The following is a 20,734-nucleotide window of genomic DNA, read 5'->3' as shown; positions in this document are numbered from 1 at the left end:
GGTGTCGGGGTGACCGGCAACACACGTGACATCGAGGACGGCGTCCACCACGACTTCCGCGAGGAGATGTCCTACGGCTCCTACCTCGCCCTCGACACGCTCCTCGACGCGCAGCGCCCCATCAGCGTCCCGGAGCACCACGACGAGATGCTCTTCATCATCCAGCACCAGACCTCGGAGCTGTGGCTGAAGCTCGTGCTGCACGAGACGCGCTCGGCGATGGCGCTGCTCGCGCAGGACGAGATGCGCATCGCCCTCAAGCGCGTCGCCCGCGTCAAGCACATCCAGCGCACCCTCACCGAGCAGTGGTCCGTCCTGGCCACCCTGACGCCCACCGAGTACCAGGAGCTGCGCCCGCACCTGGGCCACGCCTCGGGCTTCCAGTCCTGGCAGTACCGCGCCGTCGAGTTCGCCCTCGGCAACAAGCACGCCGGCATGCTGCGGGTCTTCGCCGACGACCCGGACGCCCGGGCCCGGCTGGCCGAGTTGCTCGAGGCCCCGAGCCTCTACGACGAGTTCCTGCGCCACCTCGCCCGCCGTGGCTATGCGATCCCCGAGCGGGTCCTCACCCGGGACGTCACCCGCGCCCACGAGCTCGACCAGGAGCTCACGGCGCTCTTCCGCGGGATCTACGAGGACGCCGAGGAGCACTGGGACGTCTACGAGGCGTGCGAGGAGCTGGTCGACCTCGAGGACAACTTCCAGCTGTGGCGCTTCCGCCACCTCAAGACCGTCCAACGCATCATCGGCATGAAGCGGGGCACCGGCGGCAGCTCCGGCGTCGGCTTCCTGCAGCAGGCGCTCGACCTGACCTTCTTCCCCGAGCTCTTCGCCGTGCGCACGGAGATCGGCGCGTGAGCCTCTTGCACACCCGTGCCGCCGAGCTCGACGCCGGCGACCCGCTGGCCGCCTGCCGGGAGGAGTTCCTCCCGGCAGAGGGGCTCGTCGCCTACCTCGACGGCAACTCGCTCGGTCGCCCCCTCCGCGCCACCGCGGAGCGGATGGAGCACCTCGTGCGGCACGACTGGGGCACCCGGCTCATCCGCTCGTGGGACGAGCAGTGGATGGAGCTGCCGCTGCGCCTGGGCGACCGGATCGGGCAGGTCTGCCTCGGCGCGGCGTACGGGCAGACGGTCCTCGGTGACTCCACGACGGTGATGCTCTACAAGCTGCTGCGCGCCGCGGTCGCCGCCGCCGGCCCGCAGCGCCCGGAGATCGTGCTCGACACGGAGAACTTCCCCACCGACCGCTATGTCGCAGAAGGGATCGCGGCGGAGACCGGCGCCGAGCTGGTCTGGCTGGAGCCGGACCCGGCGAAGGGGGTCACCCCCGGGCTCGTCGCCGGTGCCCTCACCGACCGCACCGGTGTCGTCCTCCTCTCCCACGTGGCGTACAAGTCGGCGTGGGTCGCCGACCTGCCGGCGATCACCGCCCTCGCCCACGACGCGGGCGCGCTCGTCCTGTGGGACCTGTGCCACTCCGTCGGCGTCCTCCCGAGCGACCTCGACGCACACCAGGTCGACCTCGCCGTCGGCTGCAGCTACAAGTTCCTCGGCGGCGGCCCGGGTGCACCCGCCTTCGGATACGTCGCCGCCCGCCACCAGGAGAGGCTGCGCCAGCCGATCCAGGGGTGGATGGGCCACGCCGAGCCGTTCGCCATGGGTCCGGGGTACCGGCCCGGAGCGGGGATGCGCGCCTTCGTCTCCGGGACGCCGTCCGTGCTGGGGATGGCCGGCATCGAGGACACCGTCGACCTCATCGAGCGGGTGGGGCTGGACCGGGTCCGGGCCAAGGCGAGCGCCCTGGGACGCTTCGTCATCGACGGCGTCGACGAGTTGCTGGCCGACCACGGGGTGCGCGTGGTCTCGCCGCGCGAGGACTCCCGCCGCGGGGGGCACGTGACGATCGGGCACCCGCGCTCCCGCGAGCTCACCCGGGACCTGTGGGCGCAGGACGTCATCCCCGACTTCCGTGAGCCCGACGGGATCCGGCTGGGCCTCTCCCCACTGAGCACCAGCTTCACCGAGGTGGCCGACGCGCTGTCGCGGATCGAGGCCCTTCTCGAGCGACCGGGACACTGACCCCGGGCACGCCGGACACCGGACCTGGCACGCGGGCTGACTGGGGACCGCCTCGGGCGGGCCACTCCGACCTCTCTTCGGCAGGCTTGTGCCCTACCTCATCCCGTGGGATGCGTCCCACGGGATGAGGTAGGGCACAAGCCTGCACAGGACACACCTCTCCCCTACGGGACGGAGACGGACGCCACCCCCCTGCGCACGCCCGCCTCAGCCGCGGATGGCCCCGAGGACGGCCGGCCAGTGCCGGGACGCAGGGTCGATGAGGTCGAAGTGGTGCGCGTCGCGCACGAGGGTCCGGGCGGCCGGGAAGTCCTCGGTCTGGCCCACGGGGACCGTCGCGTCGCTGGTGCCGTGCACGAGGTGGACGCGCTCGAGTGCCTCCGGGGCACGCGCCGCCAGGCGGATCGGGTCCAGCCGGGCATAGGTCATGGGCGCGTCGCGCGGACCGGCACCGACCCAGTCCCGGACCGCGTCGCCCCCGAGGCGCTGCGCGACCGCGGCATCGAGGTCGGCCACGGGCGCGAGGGCGACCACGCGCACGGGTGGCAGCTCGGGGGCCAGCGCCCGCCAGAGCACTAGTGCCCCACCGGCGGAGTGCCCGACCCACGCGCGCACGTCGACGTGCTGATCACGCAGGTGGGCGTCCAGGGCAGCGAGGTCCTCGGTCGTGGTGCACGCCGCACCGGGCACCCGTCGGTACTCGGGGAGCAGCACCTGCCACCCCTGAGCAGCGAGTGCCCGCGCCTGGGGCCGCGAGTGGGTCCGGTCCACGCCCGGGCGGAAGTACCCCCCGTGCACCAGCACGATCGCCGGGGCGTCCACCGGCCCGTAGCGCTCGACGACGGCGTCCGTCGCGGCGCCGTAATGCTCCACGGTCCCGGTGTCGCCGCGCTGGCCCTCCTCGAGCAGGCGGGCCAGCGCCTCGTCCTCGGCCACCTCGGCCGAGAGCGGTCCTGGGGACACGGTCACTCCTTGGTCGACTGCACGACCTCCCATGGTGCCGCAATCGAGCGCTATCCGCTGTCGTCGAGGCCGGCGACATCCACATCGTGCACCTCACAGGGCGCCGCGAGGGTGGTCACGGTGGCCCAACCGTCCGCTGTCAGAGCGGCATCCGTGCCCGGCTCGAGCTCGTCATCGGTCTCCCGGATGGTCATCGTCACGTGGTCCTCACCGATCTCCCCCACCTCGGCCTGGACGGCACCGAAGGACGCCAACCGGGCCGGGCGCAGACCGCGCAGCTCGTCCGGGGGCACGTCGGGGACGTTGACGCTGAGGACGATCGCCCCGTCACCCGGCCGCTCGAGCAACCAGGCGAGGACGCGTGCGGCCACCCGGGCGCAGGTGTCCAGGTGGACCGGCTCGGGAGAGGTGCACGAGATCGCGAGCGACGGGATCCCGTGGGTCCGCGCGGTGAGCGCCGCCCCGATCGTGCCGGAGTGCAGCACGGCCTGCCCGACGTTCGGACCGTGGTTGATCCCCGAGAGCACGACCCCGGGGGCCGGTCCGAAGGCCTCGTGGACCGACGCGAAGGTGATGAAGGCCGGGCTGGCCTCGACCCCGAGCGTGCGCACCCCCGCAAGCCCCTCGAGCCGACGCGCGTGCGTCCGCAGGCGGCCGTCGGCCTCCAGCGCGGTCAGCGACGCGCTCGCACCGCTGAACTCCTCGTCCGGAGCGGCCACCACCACGTCGAGGCCCGCTTCGACCGCGACCCGGGCGAGCGTGCCCAGGCCCCGGCTGTCGATCCCGTCGTCATTGGTCACCAGCGCGTGCACGTGATCACCTCCTCACCGCAGTGGCTGCACGTCGATGCGTCGGGCCAGCTGCTCGACCAGCCGTCGCTGGCCGGTGGCCAGTCCCTTCCGGGTGACATTGGCGGTGCCGGCCGCGGCGCCGAGCCGCAGGGCCTCGCGCATGTCCTCACCGCCACCGAGCGCCACCGCCATCCCGGCGGTCATCGAGTCGCCGGCCCCTCGGTGGTCGACGAGCTGCATCTGCGGCCCCGAGATCGTCAGCGGCTCACCGTCCACCAGCGCCATCGTGGGATCGCCTCCCCGGGAGATCACCACGTGGTTCGCGCCCTCACGGGCGAGATCGTGCATGGCCTCAAGCAGGGTCGCCGGGTCGTCGTCGGCGAGGCGGCCGTCCTCCATGAGGTCCTCGTGGCTGACCTTGATGACGGTGACCCCACCCTCGAGTGCCGCCGACAGGGGCTCCCCCGACAGGTCTGCGACCACGTCGACTCCGGCGGAGCGCAGGTCGGCGGCGAGCCGGCGGTAGACGTCCGCCGGCACGACGTCGGGGGCGTGCGGGCCACCCAGCACGGCGACGTCGGCCGCCAGCCCGGCGGCCAGCGTCGCGCTGAAGAGGGCATCGACCTCGTGGCGGGACAGGACCGCCGGTCGCATCTCCGCCACGACCGTCCGGTCACCGCCACGGCGGTCGTGCACGTAGGCGCCGTTGGCGCGGGTGGCGGCGCCGGAGATCGGCGTGACCCCCTCGGCCTCGACCAGGGCGCGCAGCACCGGTCCGCCCTCCCCGCCCAGGGGCGCGCAGAGGAGGGCACCTCCCCCCAGAGCCACGACCATCCGGGCGATCCAGAATCCCTGGCCGCCCGCGTGCAGGTGCACCTCCGCCTCGTCGTTCGCGTCCTGCTCGACGGTGACCGTCAGCAACGGCGAGGGGGCGAAGACCGCAGCATCGACCATGTCCGTCGACTCCTGTCTGTCGGGGGTGGGTCCGGTGGCCTGATACCCACAATCGCGGTGCTGACACCCCGGGCGGGAGTGCGCGGACCCGGGACTAATCTGGCCTCGTGGGCACGAGCGGCCGACCGGCCGGTCAGGACCTCCCACCCGACTCCCGAGGAGGCGCCCGTGGGCAACCACGACGTCCGGATGATCATGCTCTCGACCGACGACCTCGATGCGTCGATCGCCTTCTACACCGAGACCCTGGGGATGCCGCTGAAGTTCCGCGACGGGGCCCACTTCGCCGCCCTCGACGGCGGGTCGGTCACCATCGCGCTCGCGACCTCCGTGGACCACCCGATGCCCGGCAAGGTCGTCCCCGGCATCAGGACCGACGACGTCGACGGTGCCGCGACCGCGATCGAGGCGGGGGGCGGCGCCATCGCCAAGGGCCCCTACGACGACGCGCACGAGCGCCGTGCCGTGGTCTACGACGCGCAGGGCAACGGCCTGGTCCTCTACAGCCCGCTCGCCCGGTAGCCACCCCACCGGTGACGAACCTCGACGACGCCCTGCAGGACCTCTCCGAGGCCGTGCAGCACCGCCTCGTCGTGCTCGACGAGCGGATGCGGGTCATCGCCTACTCGATCCACGAGTCCGAGGAGGACCGCGCCCGCCTCTCCCACCTCCTCGCGCACAGCGACACCTGGCCCCCGCTGCCCGCGGGCGCCGACGGTCCCGTCGTCCGCGAGGCCGGTGACGGAACGCGGTGGGTGCTGCATCCCCTTCGCGACGATCGTCACCGGGTCGGTCACCTCCTGCACGTGCGGGCGAAGGGGGTCCCCGCACCCGACGCGGCGGCCCTCGCCGACGGCGCCGCCCACCTGGGGGTGCTGCTGTCGCTGCGGGCGAGGTCCGCCGAGCGCGAGGCCGCGCGTGCGGGCGAGCTGCTGTCGTCGCTCCTCGCGACGCAGGCACCGGCGGTCGAGCGTGGGCGCGCCGCGGCGGCACTCGTCGCCGAGGGGTTGGTCGGTGCCACCGGTCAGTACTGCGCGGTCGTCCTCGGTGTACCCGCGGTCGACCCGGACGGCACCGACTACCCGGACGGCACCGACCACCCGGACGGCACCTGGACCGCGCGCACCGCCGTCGAGACCACCCTCGACTTCGTGGCGCGCACCTCCACGGCCACGGTCGTCGGCGGCCTCGTCGAGGGCCACGGGGTGCTGGTCTTCCCCCGGCCGGTCGTGCGGGACCGGCTCGAGCGGGTGCTCGCGGCGCCCGGGCTCGGCGAGGTCCGCGCCGGGATCGGCGGAGTCGTCACCGACCTCACGGAGGTGGCCACGAGCCACGAGCAGGCCGGCCGGGCGTGGCGCGCGGCGTGCCTCGACCCGGCGACGCACCCCCGGGTGACGACTTGGTCCGACCTCGGTCTGGACAAGCTGCTGCTGCGGCTGCCGCTGGCACGGCTGACCGCCGACGACCTGCCCGAGGGCGTGGCCCGACTCCTGGCGAGCGACCACCGCGAGGTCGACGTCCCCACGCTCGAGGCCTACCTCGCCGCCGGTGGGGACGCGCGGGCCACGGCCATCGACCTGGGCATCCACCGCTCGACCCTGTACTACCGGCTCACCCGCATCCGCACCACGACCGGCGCGGACCTGCGCGCCGGGGTGGCGCGCCGCGAGCTGCACACCGGCCTGCGGGTGGCGCGCCTGGCCGGGATGCTCACCGGTTGAGGACGCGGGCCCCCGGCCGGATCCCCGAGTCGACGGTCGGGTCGTAGCCGTGGATCCAGGCGAGCTTGTCCTCGAAGTAGTCCGTCGTCGCCATCTCGGCGTTGCGCGCCTCCGCCGCCGGCCCGTCCGGGAGGTGGAGCACCTCCGCGACCTGCCACGAGGCGAACTGGACGGCACGCGTGCGCAGGCGACGTCTCCCCTCGTAGGCCTCGAAGGCCGGCGTCGGATCGGCAGGGTCCGCGGCGGCGAGCTCCTCTGCCAGGGCCCACGTGTCCTCGATCGACTGGTTGGCGCCCTGGCCGTGGTGCGGGACGAGGGCGTGCGCGGCGTCGCCGAGGAGCACGACCCGGCCGCGGTGCCACGTCGACAGCGGGGGCCGGCGCATCAGGGCCCACCGCTGGTCGACCTCGCCGGCCCCCAGCATCTGCGTGACGGCCGGGTGCCACCCTGCGAAGGGGAGGAACTTCTCCTCGTCCCTCGCCGGCTCGACCCAGCCCTCGGCGGTCCACTCCTGCGGGGTGCGGCTGACGGCGAGGAAATTCACGTCCTGGCCCTGCCCACCCATCGCGTAGTGCAGGAGGTGGCCGGTCGGTCCGATCCAGAACTGGATCGCCCTCGGGTCGGGCAGCTCGGTCAGCTGCTCGGTGGGGACGATCCCGCGGAACCCGGAGCGTCCGGAGTAGATCGCGTCGTCGTACCCGACGACCCACCGGCGCAGGAGCGAGCGCGCCCCGTCGGCACCGACGACGATCCCCGCGCTGCGTCGCGACCCGTCGGCGAGGTCGAGCAGGACACGGTCGTCCTCCTCGTGCAGGTCGAGCACGTGGTGGGACAGCCTGATCCGCTCGGCGCCGACGGCGTCGGAGAGCACCCGCTGCAGGTCGGCGCGGTGCACGCCCCAGTAGTCCGCGCCGAAGCGCTCCCGGTAGGCGCTCCCGACGGGTGTGCGACCCAGGGTCGCCCCGGTCCGGCCGTCCCGGAAGACCAGGTCCGTCTGCGCCCAGGACACCTCCTCGAGGGCGTCGTAGATGCCCAGGCGGCGGAAGAGGGTCGTCGCGTTGGCCGAGAGCGCGACCGCGGCCCCGACCTCCCGCAGCTCCGCGGTGCGCTCGAGGACGGTGGCGTCGATGCCACGCTCGCGCAGGGCGAGGGCCAGGGTGAGCCCACCGATGCCGGCGCCGATGATCACCACGTCGTCGTGGGGTGTCTGCTCCATGACGACGACGCTACGAGGGCTGCGGGCCGCCGTCATCGCGCCGGGTGACGCAACTGCACCGTCGGGAATCGGACACTGTGTCGGAGAACGCCCGGGACCCGCAGAGGCGGTGTCGGGGCTGTCGGTGCCGCGGGCTACCGTTCGGTCATGACCACGCGGTTGCGCGGCACGATCGCGCTCCTGGTCGTCAGCACCCTGGGGGCGGCGTGCACCGCACCGGGCGAGCCGACGGCCGCCTCGACGACCACCACCACGGTGACGACGACGGCGACGGACACCGCCCCGCCCGAGACCGTCACGCCGTCCCCGGTGACGGCGACCGAGACGGCACGACCGGCCGCGGAGTCGGGTGCCTCCTCCACCGCCGGCGCGCCCTCCCCCGCGCTCGCCGCGCTGGGCACCCTCCCGGTCAAGGGGCGCGCCCCGCAGACGGGGTACGACCGCGCGCACTTCGGCCAGGCCTGGAGCGACGCCGTCGAGGTGGACGGTGGCCACAACGGCTGCGACAGTCGCATTATCTGCACGCCCCGAGCCTGACTGCCTCCACATGCCGCAGAGAGAGCGCTGTGCCGAAGTGCGCTCAAGGTGAGCGACGAAAGCGACGTAGCCCGGCCTGGGCCGTAGAGCGCCCCCTGTCCCGGAACTGCAAGCCGGACGGGATAGCGGGGAGACCATCGTCGCGACGGCGCGAAAGCGGGCCCTGCCGTGGAGGTCCGCGGTTGAGGGTCACTCTTTGGAGACGGAGAGCGGGGGCGCCTGATTGCTGCGGACTCGACGATCATAGTTCAGTCCATGCTGTACAGTTCAGCAGATGCTGACTATTACTTCTCGCTTGGACGTGATGCACCGGCTGGGCCGCGCGCTGGCCGACCCGACGAGGTCCCGGATCATCTTGACCCTGCTCGACCGACCGGCCTACCCAGCAGAGCTGGCCCACGATCTGGGCCTGACGCGCTCCAACGTGTCCAACCATCTGGCCTGCCTGCGCGACTGCGGGATCGTCATTGCCGAGCCCGAGGGCCGCAAGACGCGCTACGAGATCGCCGATTCGCATCTCGCGCAGGCCCTGACGGCGCTGGTCGACGCCACCCTCGCGGTCGACGAGAACGCCCCGTGCATTGATCCCGCCTGCTCGGTGCCTGGTTGCTGCGCAGGGGAGGTGGACGCGTGATGCTGACAACGGCACTACAGGCGATCGGCCTGTTCATGGCGACCAATATCGACGACATCATCGTGCTTTCCCTCTTCTTCGCTCGAGGTGCGGGCCAGCGCGGCACGACCGCCCGCATCCTGGCCGGGCAGTACCTTGGGTTCGCCGGAATCCTCGGTGCCGCAGTGCTGGTGACCATCGGAGCCGGAGCCTTCCTGCCCTCAGCGGCTATCCCGTACTTCGGGCTCATCCCTCTCGCTCTTGGTCTCTGGGCTGCGTGGCAAGTCTGGCGCGGCGGCGATGACGACGATGACGCCAAGGTCGCGGGCAAGAAGGTCAGCGCATGGACCGTCGCAGGGGTTACCTTCGCCAACGGCGGTGACAACATCGGCGTCTACACCCCCGTCTTCCTGAGTGTGGAACCCATGGCGGTGGTTGCCTACTGCATCGTCTTCCTCGCGCTCGTCGCTGTCCTGGTCATACTCGCCAAGTTCGTCGCCACCCGCCCACTGATCGCCGAAGTCCTGGAACGCTGGGAACACATCCTGTTCCCCATCGTCCTGATCGGCCTCGGCATCGTCATCCTCGTCAGCGGTGGAGCTTTCGGTCTCTAACGAAGCCACAGCGACCAAGAGGACGGGGGGCAACTCCGATTCGGATGTCATTGTGCAAGTGGGTCCCGGTTGGGAGATGGCTCGACGACGGGGCAGATTGCGATAGAGAAATGAACGATGGCCGCTCACGATGGATGCATGGATATACGTCTGCTGTACTTCGAGGGGTGCCCGCACTGGGAGCTTGCCGAGCATCCAGTCCGTGCCGCTCTAACGGGACTTGGCCAGGAGGAGGCCATCACCAAGGTGCTGGTCCAGACACCTGAGGATGCCCTGCGACTGGGCTTCATCGGCTCGCCCACGGTCCTCGTAGACGGCCGCGACCCGTTTGCCCGAGGTGACGAGCAGCCGGCCCTAGCCTGTCGCGTGTTCTTCACAGCCAACGGGCCCGACGGAGCCCCGACCGTGGACCAATTGACGGAGGTGCTGTCATAGAACAGTCTCATCGCGAGTCGCGTCCCCTTGCCCGGTAGCCCCAGTCAGATGAGCAGACTCAACCAAGGACGATGAACGAGGCGTCCCGGTAGGCCATCGTTTGCCGGGGCGCAGGCCCCTTTGTGATTAGCCGGTGCAATGGACACCGTCTCAGGTGGTGTCGGTGCGCCCGACGCTGCCGATGGCTTGGAACAGCAGGGAGGGTCGACCGCCGATGGAGTTGATGAAGATGGTGGTCACGGACAGGGCCATGGCGACCATCGCCCACACCGGATACACCAGCCCGGTGGTGGCCAACGGGATGCCGACGCCGTTGAACAGGAACGCCAGAGCGACGTTCTGGCGGGTGCGGCGGTAGCTGGAGCGGCTGATCTCCCGAGCGGTGAGGACCGAGCGCAGATCGTCGCGGACGACGATGACGTCGGCGGACTCGACCGCGATATCGGTGCCACCGCCCATCGCGATGCCGACGTCGGCCTGCATGAGCGCGGGGGCATCGTTGATGCCGTCCCCGACCATGACTACGCGGGTCCCGTCGGCCTGGAGGTCACGGACGATGTCGGCTTTGCCCTCGGGCAGCACGCCGGCGCGGACATCAGTGATCCCCAGCTGGGAGGCGACGTGGCGGGCGGCGCGTTCGTTGTCGCCGGTGACCAGCACCGGGGACAGACCGGCGTCCCGTATTTGGGCCAGGGCCTCGATGGCGTCGGCGCGGATCTCATCGCCCAGGGCGATCACGCCGAGGAGTTCGCCGTCGGCGGCCACGGCCACCACGGTGCGCCCGGCGGCCTCCAGCCGGTCGATGGCCGGGGCGAGCCGGTCCAGGTCCACGCCCCGCTCGGTGAGAAACCTTGGGCGCCCCACCAAGACGTGTCGGCCGGCGACCCGGGCGATCACGCCGAAGCCGGTGACCGACTCGAAGTTCTCCGCGGCCGCCATGGTGAGATCCCGATCGGTGGCGGCATCGACGATGGCGCGGGCCAGGGGGTGCTCGGAGGAGGACTCCGCCGCCGCCGCGGTGACCAGCAGGTCGTCCTCGTCGACCAGCGCCTCGATCTCCCGGACGGCGGGCCGTCCCTCGGTCAGGGTGCCGGTCTTGTCCAGCACGATGCGCTGGACCTGCCCGAAGGTCTGGAACGCCTCCCCGGTGCGCATGATGATGCCCAGGTCGGCGGCCTCCCCCGCGGCGCGCACGATCGCCAGCGGGGCCGCGATCCCGACCGCGCACGGGTATCCCATCACGAGTACCCCGAGCCCGGCGAACACCGCGCGGCGCACGTCGGGCTCCCCGGCCAGCAGCCACGACCCGGCCAGCCAGCCGGGCAGCGCGAGCACGGCCACGATCAGCACGGTGGGGGTGTAGACCCGCAGCACCCGGTCGACCAGGTGCAGGATGCCGGGCTTGAGCGCTCGGGCGTCCTCGACGTGGCGCACCACCTGAGCCAGGAAGCTGTCAGCACCGACCCAGGTCGCCTCCACCAGCAGGGTCCCGGAGGCGTTGATCGACCCACCGATGACCTCATCCCCGGCGCCGCGTTCGACCGGCACGGACTCACCAGTGACCAGCGACAGGTCGACGGTGGAGTACCCGTCGGTGACCCGCCCGTCGACCGGGATGCGCTCCCCGGGGCGTATCCGGACCAGGTCGCCGGCGGCGACCTCGGCGATCGGGACGTCGCGCTCGACGCCGTCGCGGACCACCCGGGCGGTGTCGGGCTGCAGGTCGAGCAGCTTCTTCACCGCCTGGCTGGAGCGGGTCTTGACCAGCAGCGAAAGCCACTCGGAGAAGATGTGGTAGTTCGTCACCAGCACGGTCACCGCGAAGAATGGCGCCGTCGGGTAGTCCGGCAGCAGGCTCGTCAGGCCGATGCCGCCGCCGGCGATGCCGGCGAACGCGCCGACCTCCAACAGCACGTGCTGATTGAGGATGCGCCGCCGGCCGGCCTGGTAGGCCATCCGCAGGATGTGCGGGGCGACCCCGAACACCACAACCACGGCCAGCGCCCCGGTGAGCCACCCGGCTGCGGTGTCACCGATCACCCCGGTCTCCCGGGCGGCGTAGGCCAGCGCCGCCGGGGCGATGATCGCCAGCGCACCGAGAGCCGCCCGGACCTTCCCGGCGGGGCGCAGGATGGCGTAGGCGACCGGCACCATCAGGGCTGCCACCGAGGCCGGCACCAGCACCGACCAGACGCCATCGACCTCGAGGATCAGCGCGATCGCGGCCATGCTCGCCGCCACCGCGGCGAGCAGCCGCTTGCCCTCGCGGACGAGGTCGGCCTCCTCCTCCTCGAACGGGCGCAGCTTGCGCGGGTCGTACAGGTCGTAACCGAGGTCGCGCAGCGTAGACAGGATGTCCTGCGGCCCGATCAGCGCCGGGTCGTAGTCGACCAGGGCCTGCTCGTGGGTGAGGCTGACCGCGACCTGGTCCACCCCCGGCTGACGACCCAGAGCCTTCTCGATCGTGCCGGTGCACAACGAGCAGTGCAGGCCCGCGATCCGAGCCCGAATCCGGGCGTGCCCTGCCACGTGGCTCGGCTCCTCCGCCCACAGCTGTTCCTTATCGGTGTCGGCCGGAGCGGTCATCGAGACCCACCTTGCTGGTCGTCGGTGACCTGGTAGCCGGCAGTCTCGATCTGGGTCTCCAGCACTGCGCGGTCGGTCACGATCGGGTCGAAGCGCACCCGTACCTGGCCAGTGCGGTGGTCCGCGGTCGCCTCCCGGACCCCGTCCAGTCGGCGCAGCACCTTGCTCACGCGCTGCTCGCAGCCGGTGCAGGTCATGCCCTCGACTTGCAGGGTCACGTTCTCCGCCATGGTGTACCTCCAATATGCAGTAGTCATAGGGCCCACACGTGTCGTGCTCACCCTGCGCAGACTCAGTCCGGACGAGCTCCCGCGCAGATTGCTGAGCCGTAGCCACCAAGGTAATCCTTCCACTCGACTGGAATGTCAAGCCTCACTGCCCCCACGCGCAGCCACTGTTGACCTTCCAGCCGCAGGAAGGTCCAGAGTGGGCATGTACCGCACTCCCATGCCCTCAGGGCCGACCGGAAGGAACCGACATGTCTCTCGTCGACGACCACACCCAGCAGCTGATCAATGTCCTCGCAGACTGCGTCGCCAAGTGCGAGGCGTGCGCGAAGGACTGCGCCAGCCAAGGCAAGGCCGACCTGGCCGGCTGCATCAGCCTGTGCCTGGACTGCGCCACGTTGTGTCAGGCGTGCATCTCGCTGCTTGCCCGCGGCAGCGAGTTCTCCGCGGAGCTGTGCCGCCTGTGCGCCGACGTCTGCGAGCAGTGCGCGCAGGAGTGCGAGCGGACCGGCATGACCGAGTGCGCCAAGACCTGCCGCAACGCCGCCGAAGCCTGTCGTCAGATTGCCAGCGCCGCCTGACCCGCCCGCCCGGGCGGCCGGGGCGGTCTCAACTGCGCACGGTTGGGGCTGTACCCGCACCGCCGCCCTTCTGTCGGACATGCTCGATGAGCTGGCAGGTCACCCCCGCGTCCGCCGGCGGTAGGTCGTCGGCTTCGGCGGCAAGGTTTACGAGTTGACCTCGCAACTCCTGTAGCTCGGTGATGCGCCGGTCGATGGTGTGCACCTGCGCATCGAGCACCCCTCGGACATACGCACACGGCGCTTCCCCCCGCTCCCTAAGCCCGAGGATCTCCTTCACCTCATCGAGGGTGACCCCGAGCCGCTGCGCGGTGCGGATGAACGTCAGCTGCTCGACGGCGCCTTCGTCATAGTCCCGGTAGCCCGAACGCGTGCGTTCCGGCTCGGGCAGCAGCCCAATCGACTCGTAGTACCGGATCGTCTTCGGGTTCACGTCCAGTCGGCCGGCCAGCTCACCAATCCTCATCGCAACCTCCGACTCGACCCTACAGCCAGCGGGAAGGGTGGTCCTCGTTGGTGCGAGGTTACGACCGTCCCGCAAGCCGAACGGGGACCGGTAACGGTGCACATTCAGCGGCGGCCTCGCGGGCCGCCACTTGTCGGCGTCCCGGTTGACCCGTCCGGAGCGTTCACCGGGACCGGGCCGACATGCGGCACCAACCAGTTGGCTCGTTCTACTGTCGGCCGAGCACCTTCTTTCCGTCGTCTCGAAGCTCGCCGGCGGTTGAGACATGCCGGTAGAGAGTCTGCCGAGTGACGCCGAGTTCCTTGCGGAGGTCACCGACGTTGGTATCGGGTTGCCCCACGGACGCTGCTGCGGCCAGACGGACTTTGGCGGGCGTTATCTTGAACGGGCGTCCGCCCGTGCGTCCCCGCGCCCGGGCGGAGGCCAACCCGGCGACGGTGCGTTCGGAGATCAGGGCCCGTTCGTACTCGGACAGTGCGGCGAAGATCCCGAACACGAGCTTGCCCGCCGCCGTGGTGGTATCGATAGCCGCGCCCTGCCCGGTCAGGACCTGCAACCCGACGCCCCGAGTGGTGAGGTCATCGACGATGGTGACCAGATGGCGCAGGTTCCGCCCGAGGCGGTCCAACTTCCACACCACCAACGTGTCCCCCTCGCGCAGCCCCTTCAGGCAGGCGGACAGCTGAGGCCGGTCATCCTTGGCGCCGGAGGCGCGGTCCTCATACACCCGCTCGGGGCCAGGCCAGCCGCGACCATCGCGTCGCGTTGCAGGTCCGTGGTCTGCGACCCGGCGGCATTCGACACACGAACGTACCCCACCAGCATTCCGATCGACCTCCGTCACGTATACGCCCGTTAGGTATCAGGAACCGTGCTGGCGAGTGGGTAGTCAACCGGGCGCCTGTTTCGGGATACCTCGCCCGGGTACTGGGCCCAGACATTCGTCGATGCGCCGCGCAAGAACAGCCTTCGCATCGCGCGACAGGATGAAGGAGAAAGCATGCACACCGTGGAGCAAATGCTTGAGACCTACCCGCAGGACTTGGGGAACATCGACCGGGCCAAGTTGAGCGAATGTATCCAAGCCTGCTTCGAGTGTGCACAGACCTGCATTGCCTGTGCTGACGCCTGTCTGAGCGAAGACTCGGTCGCTGATCTCACCAAGTGCATCCGCGCCAACCTCGATTGCGCGGACATCTGTACGACGACCGGGTCGGCGCTCTCGCGCCACACCGGTTATGAGCCAATGTCACGCGGGCCCTCCTTGAAGCCTGCGCAACAGCCTGCACGTCGTGCGGCGACAGCTGCGAGGAACATGCCTCGATGCATGAACACTGCCGCATCTGCGCCGAGGCGTGCCGGCGGTGCGAGCAGGCGTGCCGCGCGCTGATCAACTCGCTCACCTGACTGTCCACCGGGCGCGGATCGCGCGCCACCCTGGGTCCGGCCAGCCGGGCCCATCAAGGTCATGCCGCGCTCAGAGCTCGCTGCATGGCCTTGATCTCGTCCTCCTGCGTCCTGACGATGGCCTTGGCCATCCGTTGGACTGCGTCGTCCTCGGTCGTGGCGAGAACTTGATCCGCCATGGTCACAGCGCCCTGGTGGTGCTGGATCATGAGGGTGAGCCACTGCCGGTCGAATTCGGCGCCAGTGGCCGTCTCAAGGATGGCCATCTCCTCCTGCGTCATCATCCCGGACCCGTGGTCCATGCCGGTGGAGCTCGTGGTGGGAGCGTCCCAGTCCTCGAGCCACCCTGCCATCGTCTGAATCTCGGGGCCTTGGGCGTCCTTGATGTCCTTCGCGAAGTCGCGGACCTGCTCCGACGCCTTGGCGGAAGGATCGAGAGCGAGGTCGGCCATCGCGATCGCCTGCTCGTGGTGGGGGATCATCATCTGGGCGAACATGATGTCGCCTTGCCGCCCGTCCGCCGTCGCCGAGGTCTCGCTGGTGCTCATCGGTGTCTTGTCGTGGTCCATCCCGGACATGGATCCGTCCGAGCCGCTGGAGCAGGCAGCCAGGGCGCCTACGGTGAGGGTTGTCGCGACCACGCGGGCAGCGCGCCGTCCAGGGCGGGTCATCGGGGACTCCTTCGCAGAATGTTCGAGGACTGGACCAACCTTCACGTCGCGGGATGATGATTCGATCCCGATCGTGTGGAGGTTGGATGAAGGCCACCGCGCTGCCGGTGGAGGGTCGGCGATGCGGAGTCCGGGACCTGGTCGCAGGGATGACGGCGACGACTCACTGGACCAATGTCTGGGTGGTCCTTCCTGCATCCGTGGTGCTGATCACGCGCCCGTCGACGGACGCAATGATCTCCAGCTGCCCGTCGGTGGTGCGGCCCGCCCACAGCGCTTCGGCCGGCCCGATGCTTGTGGGGTGAAGGGTCCAGGTCTGGCCGGCGTCGCTGCTGGTTGCGAGTCTTCCTTCGGCGGACGAGACCACGATGGTCTCCTCGTCGGCCCAGGCGGCGAGGACGGCGGTCTGCGGCGGGGCCAGGGAGGTCCAGGTGGTGCCCTCGTCGTGGCTCATGAGCAGGCCGGCGCTTGTGGTGGCCAGTATTTTCCCGGACGTGGGGGAGGCGGCCAGTACCCGGGGCGGCGAAGGGATGTCCCGCGTGTCCCAGGTCTTGGTGTCCTCGGTGTGTCGAAGCGTTCCGTCGAACCCGATGGCACCGTTCGGGCCGGCGGTCAGCGCGTGAAAGTCCGATTGTCCACCGAGGGAAGCGACCTGCCAGGTGCGGCCGGTGTCCTGCGACGTGATGAGACCTACTGGCTGAGGAAGGTCGGTGCCCGGCGCTGGGTGGCCGGAGGCATAGAGAGTGCCGTCATCGCCGATGGTGAAGCCCATCAGGTCGATGGCAGGACCCTTGCGGACGAACTCACCGTCGACCTGATGGAACAAGCCTTGGTGGGTCGCCACCAGCAGGTCGTCGGTGCGTGGGTGACGAGCGATGCCATGAACGTGGATCAAGGGTGCGGGTTGCTCGGCCGCCTCGCCCGCTGCTGGGCTGGACGATTCGCCGCCGGTGGACTGGGGTGTCCCGTTATCGGATGTCGAAGAGCACCCGGCCAGCAGCGCCACGACAGCGACGGCAGCGATACCTCGGGCGGCACGTCGTCGACGGGGTTTCATGCGGTGTACTCCAGGGCGATCATCATGCCGGCCTCTGCGTGGTAGATGTTGTGGCAGTGGATCATCCAGTCGCCTTCGTTGTCGGCGTCGAGGTCGATGGCGAATGACTGCATGGGGGCCATGAGGACGGTGTCCTTCCTGAGCCCGGAGGGCAGGGCGAAGGTGTGGCCGTGCACGTGCAGCGGGTGGGTCATCATCGTCATGTTGGTGGCGTTGATCCGCAGTCGTTGCCCGGCCTGGACGGTCAGGGGTTCGTTCTTGCCGAATGGAGCTCCGTTCATCCCCCATTCGTAGTGCTGCATCGACCCAGTCAGAGCGAGCCGCGTGATCGCATCGGGTCTCCTGCTGGGCAGCTTGGCTGCCTGCGCGGGTCTCAGGTCGGAGCCGACGAGGACCCGTCCAGTCAATTCTCGTGGGTTGGCGTCCTCACCGGGTGCGGCCCCGTTTCCGGTGCGGACCAGGGCCATGGCCTGGCCGCCGCTGGTCTTGGCGACCGGCTTGGCCACCAAGGGGAAGGCCCCGTCGTCGAGGGTGACGATCGCGTCGTAACGTTCGCCCATCCCGATGTAGATGGCGCCCGTCTCGGTCGGCTCGACCGGGAATCCATCGCTGTGCGTGATCGTCATCCGATGCCCCCCGAGAGCGACGGTGAAGATGGTGTCGGAGGCGGCGTTGATGATGCGCAGACGGACCCTCTGCCCCGGCTTGGCCGTGAGCGTCTCGGGGTCTGCTGGCGGCCGTCCGTTGATGAGGAAATAGGGGTAGGCGACGTCTCCGGCGTCGCCCCAGGGCCCGGCCTCGCCCATGGCGCCATGGTTCATGCCATCCATCTCGCCGTGGTCCATGCCGCCCATGCCCCCGGACCCGGAGTCATTGGCAAGGAGCTTCTCCAGGACCTGCTTCGGCGTGGTGCCCGTTCCGTCGATCCAGTCATCGAGGAGAAGGATCCACTCGGTGTCGTAGCCGCCTGGCTCGTTCGGGTCGTCGATGATCATCGGGGCGTACAGCCCACGGTCGAGCTGGACGCCGACGTGGGGGTGGAAGAAGTACGTGCCCGGGTCGGGCGCAGTGAACTCGTAGACGTAGGAGGTGTCTGGCTTCACCGGGTCCTGGGTCATGCCGGGGACGCCGTCGGCGGCGTTGCGCAGACGAATCCCGTGCCAGTGGATGGTGGTCTCGTCCGGAAGCTGGTTGTCGAGGGTGACGCGCAGGAAGTCGCCGGCGGTGGCTCGCAGAAGCGGACCAGGCACGGAGTCGCCGTATCCCCAGGTCGAGACGGTGTGGCCCGCCAGATCGAGGGTGACCGGCTTGGCCGTCAACGACTTGGTCACCACCGTCTGACCAGACTCAGGTGAGACAGGCGTCGGAGCACCAAAGGGGCCCCTCGGCGCGCGTGCACCCGGTCCTCGGGTGGCGGCATAGGCTCCCACGCCCGCTGCGCCAGCAGCACCGAGACCGCCGATCAGCAGTCCACGGCGTGTGATGGTCTTCATGTTTCCCTCCACGCGTCGCCGCACCGACGTACGTCAGCGGCCGTTGATGAGCAGGTGCCGACGCTTCTCGTACTCGTCGATGCTCACATCGCCGCGAGCCAATGCTTCGTCGAGAAGCACCAACGCGTCAGGTCGGGGACGGTCCGCACCGGCGCTCTTCTGCCCGGGAAAGAGCGCGCGCACGGCCAGCACGACGATGACCCAGAAGGCGAGGACCCCCGCAAGCATGCCCAGCCACATCATGTCGCAGCCGGAGTTCATCATCGGATGCTCCTTCGTGGGCTCTTCTCGTCACGCACCGTCATATGTCCATGATCTGGCGGAAATGTCATGGACTGATGGTTTCCGCGTTGAGGTTTGACGAAGATCCTCCTCGCTTCACCACCGACGAGCGCTGTCACGACCTCCTCGGGAGAGACTGTCTGTCGTGAGCACACCAACTCCTGTCGAGCCGTTGGCGAAGGTGCTCGTCATCGAGGACGAGAAGACACTGGCAGAGATGATCGCCGCCTATCTCACTCGCAACGGGTACCAGACCGCAATCGAGCACGACGGCGTCGCCGGAGTCAACGCAGCACGAGCGCAGTCCCCCGACGTGGTGATCCTGGATCTGGGGCTGCCCGGACTGGACGGCATCGAGGTCTGCCGCCAGATCCGCACCTTCAGCGACTGCTACGTCATCGTCGTGACCGCCCGGACGGACGAGGTGGACACCCTGATCGGGCTGTCCGTGGGCGCCGATGACTACGTCACCAAACCCTTCAGCGTGCGAGAGGTAGTGGCACGTGTCCAGACGGTCCTGCGTCGCCCACGGGGCGGGACCCCCGGCAACCCCACCGCTGCGGCAGTTCCGTGGGTATTCGGCGACCTTCAGGTCGACCCTCTCGGGCAGCAGGTTCACCTGAAGGGGGAACCAGTTTCGCTGACCCCTACCGAACGGGATCTGCTGATGACCCTCGCCCACAGACCCTCGATGGCCCTCTCCCGCACCCAGCTGATCGAAGAGGTCTGGGGTGGCGGCTGGGTCGGTGACGAGCACCTGGTCGACGTCCACATCGCTCACCTTCGGCGCAAGCTCGGAGACAATCCCGATCTGGCTCGCTACATCACCACGGTGCGCGGCATCGGCTACCGGATGGGGCCGGGATGAACAACCGCACCGACATGCTCTCCCGAGGGCTGGCCCCCCGGTTGCTGGCGGGACAGATCCTGGTGCTGCTTGCGGGAGCACTGACCACCGGGCTCGTCGCCGCCGTCATCGGTCCCTCGATCTTCCACGACCATCTCCTCCAAGCCGGGCACCGGGAGAACGCGGCCGAGTTGGTCCACATCGAGATGGCCTACCGGGACGCCTCGCTCATCGCCTTGGGTGTAGGCCTGCTCATCTCTCTGATTGGGGCGACCGCGGTGGCCTGGTTCCTCGCCCGACGGTTGCGCCAACCGTTGGCGCAGATGACCGATGCCGCGCGCGAACTGAGCCGTGGCCACTACTCCACCCGGGTGCCACATGTTGGTGCGGGGACTGAGCTCGAGACCCTCACCGGCGCCTTCAACGTGATGGCGGCCCGCATGCAGGGGGTCGAGGACACCCGACGGCGGATGCTGTCCGACCTCGCCCACGAACTACGCACGCCGATCGCGACCCTGAGCGCCTACCACGAGGGACTGCACGACGGTGTCGTCACCCTCGGTGATGACTCTCGTATGGCGTTGACCGCCCAGACGAAACGACTCGCGCGACTGGCCGAGGACATCAACGAGGTCTCCACGGCCGAAGAAGGACACCTCGCCCTCGACATCCAGCGCCACAAGGTCGCTGACCTGTTGTGGGCAGCCTACGGGGGCATGCGGGACAGCTACTCGGAGAAGGGCCTCAACCTGGTCCTGGAGGTTGACGAGGCGACAGGACTCGAGACCCTGGTCGATCCCGTCCGATTCGCCCAAGTCATGACCAACCTCCTCAGCAACGCCCTCAGGCACACACCTGCAGGCGGAACGATCACCCTCGCGGCGGGCCGCGAGGGCGGTGAGGCCATCATCACCGTCACCGACACCGGTGAAGGTATGACACCCGACCAGGTGCAGCACGCCTTCGAACGCTTCTATCGCGGGGACTCGGCCCGCACCAACGACCGACGAGGCTCCGGCATCGGCCTGACCATCAGCAAGGCCATCATCGACGCGCACCATGGGGACCTCACCGCGTCCAGCCCCGGGCCCCGAAGGGGCTCGTGCTTCACCATCTCCCTGCCGCTCGTGCGCTGATAGAACGATTTCGCCGAAAGCCTGATGCAATGCTAGGACCCAAGTACTGACACCCC

At 69.7% G+C, this 20,734-nt stretch carries 22 protein-coding genes and 2 pseudogenes; 12 read left to right on the top strand and 12 right to left on the bottom strand.

The features are described from left to right. The first annotated feature begins 9 nt into the window (after positions 1-9). Together kynA and O9K63_RS02665 are read left to right on the top strand one after the other, a co-directional pair. Positions 10-858: a tryptophan 2,3-dioxygenase gene (gene kynA, locus O9K63_RS02670; protein WP_431190348.1), complete on the top strand. Its 849-nt coding sequence runs from the start codon at positions 10-12 to the stop codon at positions 856-858. After that, entirely contained in the window at positions 855-2,081 is a 1,227-nt protein-coding gene (locus O9K63_RS02665) for a kynureninase (protein ID WP_277240296.1), read from the top strand. The genes kynA and O9K63_RS02665 overlap by 4 nt, the downstream gene beginning before the upstream one ends. Before the next feature lie 207 nt (positions 2,082-2,288). Here O9K63_RS02665 and O9K63_RS02660 read toward each other — a convergent pair whose 3' ends face one another. Genes O9K63_RS02660 through O9K63_RS02650 form a run of 3 tightly spaced genes read right to left on the bottom strand, consistent with a single transcriptional unit; the run spans position 2,289 to position 4,789 of the window. After that, positions 2,289-3,044: an alpha/beta hydrolase family protein gene (locus O9K63_RS02660; protein ID WP_277240294.1), complete on the bottom strand. Its 756-nt coding sequence runs from the start codon at positions 3,042-3,044 to the stop codon at positions 2,289-2,291. Between the two features lie 50 nt (positions 3,045-3,094). Beyond that, positions 3,095-3,856 carry a 5'/3'-nucleotidase SurE gene (gene surE, locus O9K63_RS02655; protein ID WP_277240292.1) on the bottom strand — a complete coding sequence of 254 codons (762 nt, stop codon included), beginning with the start codon at positions 3,854-3,856 and terminating at the stop codon, positions 3,095-3,097. 12 nt (positions 3,857-3,868) lie between these two features. Further along, positions 3,869-4,789: a 1-phosphofructokinase family hexose kinase gene (locus O9K63_RS02650; RefSeq protein ID WP_277240290.1), complete on the bottom strand. Its 921-nt coding sequence runs from the start codon at positions 4,787-4,789 to the stop codon at positions 3,869-3,871. Positions 4,790-4,957: 168 nt separating this feature from the next. Here O9K63_RS02650 and O9K63_RS02645 point away from each other — a divergent pair, with 168 nt between their 5' ends. After that, positions 4,958-5,311 (top strand): VOC family protein, encoded by a 354-nt coding sequence (locus tag O9K63_RS02645; protein ID WP_277240288.1) that lies wholly within the window; start codon positions 4,958-4,960, stop codon positions 5,309-5,311. Between the two features lie 11 nt (positions 5,312-5,322). After that, complete coding sequence (locus O9K63_RS02640; protein WP_277240286.1) at positions 5,323-6,510, top strand: PucR family transcriptional regulator; 1,188 nt, start codon at positions 5,323-5,325, stop codon at positions 6,508-6,510. On the opposite strand, the gene O9K63_RS02635 is transcribed toward O9K63_RS02640, so the two are convergent. Then, entirely contained in the window at positions 6,500-7,726 is a 1,227-nt protein-coding gene (locus O9K63_RS02635) for an FAD-dependent monooxygenase (protein WP_277240284.1), read from the bottom strand. The two genes, O9K63_RS02640 and O9K63_RS02635, sit on opposite strands and share 11 nt — an antisense overlap. 147 nt (positions 7,727-7,873) lie before the next feature. On the opposite strand from O9K63_RS02635, the gene O9K63_RS02630 reads away from it, so the two are divergent. From O9K63_RS02630 to O9K63_RS02615, 4 genes are all read left to right on the top strand, one after another. Then, entirely contained in the window at positions 7,874-8,263 is a 390-nt protein-coding gene (locus O9K63_RS02630; protein ID WP_277240282.1) for a hypothetical protein, read from the top strand. 274 nt (positions 8,264-8,537) lie between these two features. Then, entirely contained in the window at positions 8,538-8,897 is a 360-nt protein-coding gene (cmtR, locus tag O9K63_RS02625) for a Cd(II)/Pb(II)-sensing metalloregulatory transcriptional regulator CmtR (RefSeq protein ID WP_277240280.1), read from the top strand. Then, the gene (locus tag O9K63_RS02620; RefSeq protein WP_277240278.1) at positions 8,894-9,490 is read left to right on the top strand and encodes a cadmium resistance transporter; all 597 of its coding nucleotides are present in this window, start codon (positions 8,894-8,896) and stop codon (positions 9,488-9,490) included. Before cmtR ends, O9K63_RS02620 begins: the two co-directional genes overlap by 4 nt. 138 nt (positions 9,491-9,628) lie before the next feature. Continuing rightward, the gene (locus O9K63_RS02615) at positions 9,629-9,925 is read left to right on the top strand and encodes a DF family (seleno)protein (protein ID WP_277240276.1); all 297 of its coding nucleotides are present in this window, start codon (positions 9,629-9,631) and stop codon (positions 9,923-9,925) included. A gap of 150 nt (positions 9,926-10,075) precedes the next feature. Here the strand turns inward: O9K63_RS02615 and O9K63_RS02610 are convergent, their stop codons facing one another. Both O9K63_RS02610 and O9K63_RS02605 read right to left on the bottom strand, forming a co-directional pair. After that, positions 10,076-12,511, bottom strand: a complete 2,436-nt coding sequence (locus tag O9K63_RS02610) for a heavy metal translocating P-type ATPase (protein ID WP_277240274.1) — start codon at positions 12,509-12,511, stop codon at positions 10,076-10,078. Then, positions 12,508-12,729 carry a heavy-metal-associated domain-containing protein gene (locus tag O9K63_RS02605; protein WP_277240272.1) on the bottom strand — a complete coding sequence of 74 codons (222 nt, stop codon included), beginning with the start codon at positions 12,727-12,729 and terminating at the stop codon, positions 12,508-12,510. Before O9K63_RS02605 ends, O9K63_RS02610 begins: the two co-directional genes overlap by 4 nt. Before the next feature lie 260 nt (positions 12,730-12,989). On the opposite strand from O9K63_RS02605, the gene O9K63_RS02600 reads away from it, so the two are divergent. Beyond that, positions 12,990-13,319, top strand: coding sequence for a four-helix bundle copper-binding protein (locus O9K63_RS02600; protein ID WP_277240270.1), 330 nt, complete (start codon positions 12,990-12,992; stop codon positions 13,317-13,319). Between the two features lie 28 nt (positions 13,320-13,347). Here O9K63_RS02600 and O9K63_RS02595 read toward each other — a convergent pair whose 3' ends face one another. Both O9K63_RS02595 and O9K63_RS02590 read right to left on the bottom strand, forming a co-directional pair. Beyond that, complete coding sequence (locus O9K63_RS02595; protein ID WP_277240268.1) at positions 13,348-13,785, bottom strand: heavy metal-responsive transcriptional regulator; 438 nt, start codon at positions 13,783-13,785, stop codon at positions 13,348-13,350. Positions 13,786-13,993: 208 nt separating this feature from the next. Further along, positions 13,994-14,610, bottom strand: a pseudogene (locus O9K63_RS02590) (recombinase family protein). Positions 14,611-14,785: 175 nt separating this feature from the next. Here O9K63_RS02590 and O9K63_RS02585 point away from each other — a divergent pair. Continuing rightward, positions 14,786-15,192, top strand: a pseudogene (locus O9K63_RS02585) (four-helix bundle copper-binding protein). A gap of 59 nt (positions 15,193-15,251) precedes the next feature. Here the strand turns inward: O9K63_RS02585 and O9K63_RS02580 are convergent. The 4 genes from O9K63_RS02580 to O9K63_RS02565 form a co-directional block, all read right to left on the bottom strand. After that, positions 15,252-15,863 (bottom strand): DUF305 domain-containing protein, encoded by a 612-nt coding sequence (locus tag O9K63_RS02580; protein WP_277240266.1) that lies wholly within the window; start codon positions 15,861-15,863, stop codon positions 15,252-15,254. Between the two features lie 163 nt (positions 15,864-16,026). Beyond that, positions 16,027-16,869, bottom strand: coding sequence for a F510_1955 family glycosylhydrolase (locus O9K63_RS02575; RefSeq protein WP_277240265.1), 843 nt, complete (start codon positions 16,867-16,869; stop codon positions 16,027-16,029). 47 nt (positions 16,870-16,916) lie between these two features. After that, positions 16,917-18,413: a multicopper oxidase family protein gene (locus tag O9K63_RS02570; protein ID WP_277240263.1), complete on the bottom strand. Its 1,497-nt coding sequence runs from the start codon at positions 18,411-18,413 to the stop codon at positions 16,917-16,919. Positions 18,414-18,446: 33 nt separating this feature from the next. Continuing rightward, entirely contained in the window at positions 18,447-18,677 is a 231-nt protein-coding gene (locus O9K63_RS02565; RefSeq protein WP_277240261.1) for an SHOCT domain-containing protein, read from the bottom strand. A 163-nt stretch (positions 18,678-18,840) separates the two neighbouring features. On the opposite strand from O9K63_RS02565, the gene O9K63_RS02560 reads away from it, so the two are divergent. Then, on the top strand, positions 18,841-19,563 hold the full coding sequence (locus O9K63_RS02560; protein WP_431190347.1) for a response regulator: 723 nt from the start codon (positions 18,841-18,843) through the stop codon (positions 19,561-19,563). Continuing rightward, positions 19,560-20,678, top strand: a complete 1,119-nt coding sequence (locus O9K63_RS02555; protein ID WP_277240259.1) for a sensor histidine kinase — start codon at positions 19,560-19,562, stop codon at positions 20,676-20,678. Before O9K63_RS02560 ends, O9K63_RS02555 begins: the two co-directional genes overlap by 4 nt. Positions 20,679-20,734: the final 56 nt, after the last annotated feature.

It is taken from the genome of Janibacter cremeus, assembly GCF_029395675.1.
Classification (GTDB): Bacteria; Actinomycetota; Actinomycetes; order Actinomycetales; family Dermatophilaceae; genus Janibacter; species Janibacter cremeus_A.
The sequence above is the reverse complement of the archived record's forward strand: the minus strand, read 5'-3'. Positions and strand labels throughout refer to the sequence as shown.

What these genes read in the sequence shown, in the direction of transcription:
- O9K63_RS02650 (WP_277240290.1), bottom strand. Translation starts at nt 4,789, where the DNA reads ATGGTCGATGCTGCGGTCTTCGCCCCCTCGCCGTTGCTGACGGTCACC.
- O9K63_RS02635 (WP_277240284.1), bottom strand. Translation starts at nt 7,726, where the DNA reads ATGGAGCAGACACCCCACGACGACGTGGTGATCATCGGCGCCGGCATC.
- O9K63_RS02630 (WP_277240282.1), top strand. Translation starts at nt 7,874, where the DNA reads ATGACCACGCGGTTGCGCGGCACGATCGCGCTCCTGGTCGTCAGCACC.
- cmtR (WP_277240280.1), top strand. Translation starts at nt 8,538, where the DNA reads ATGCTGACTATTACTTCTCGCTTGGACGTGATGCACCGGCTGGGCCGC.
- O9K63_RS02615 (WP_277240276.1), top strand. Translation starts at nt 9,629, where the DNA reads ATGGATATACGTCTGCTGTACTTCGAGGGGTGCCCGCACTGGGAGCTT.
- O9K63_RS02610 (WP_277240274.1), bottom strand. Translation starts at nt 12,511, where the DNA reads ATGACCGCTCCGGCCGACACCGATAAGGAACAGCTGTGGGCGGAGGAG.
- O9K63_RS02600 (WP_277240270.1), top strand. Translation starts at nt 12,990, where the DNA reads ATGTCTCTCGTCGACGACCACACCCAGCAGCTGATCAATGTCCTCGCA.
- O9K63_RS02595 (WP_277240268.1), bottom strand. Translation starts at nt 13,785, where the DNA reads ATGAGGATTGGTGAGCTGGCCGGCCGACTGGACGTGAACCCGAAGACG.
- O9K63_RS02580 (WP_277240266.1), bottom strand. Translation starts at nt 15,863, where the DNA reads ATGACCCGCCCTGGACGGCGCGCTGCCCGCGTGGTCGCGACAACCCTC.
- O9K63_RS02570 (WP_277240263.1), bottom strand. Translation starts at nt 18,413, where the DNA reads ATGAAGACCATCACACGCCGTGGACTGCTGATCGGCGGTCTCGGTGCT.
- O9K63_RS02565 (WP_277240261.1), bottom strand. Translation starts at nt 18,677, where the DNA reads ATGATGAACTCCGGCTGCGACATGATGTGGCTGGGCATGCTTGCGGGG.
- O9K63_RS02555 (WP_277240259.1), top strand. Translation starts at nt 19,560, where the DNA reads ATGAACAACCGCACCGACATGCTCTCCCGAGGGCTGGCCCCCCGGTTG.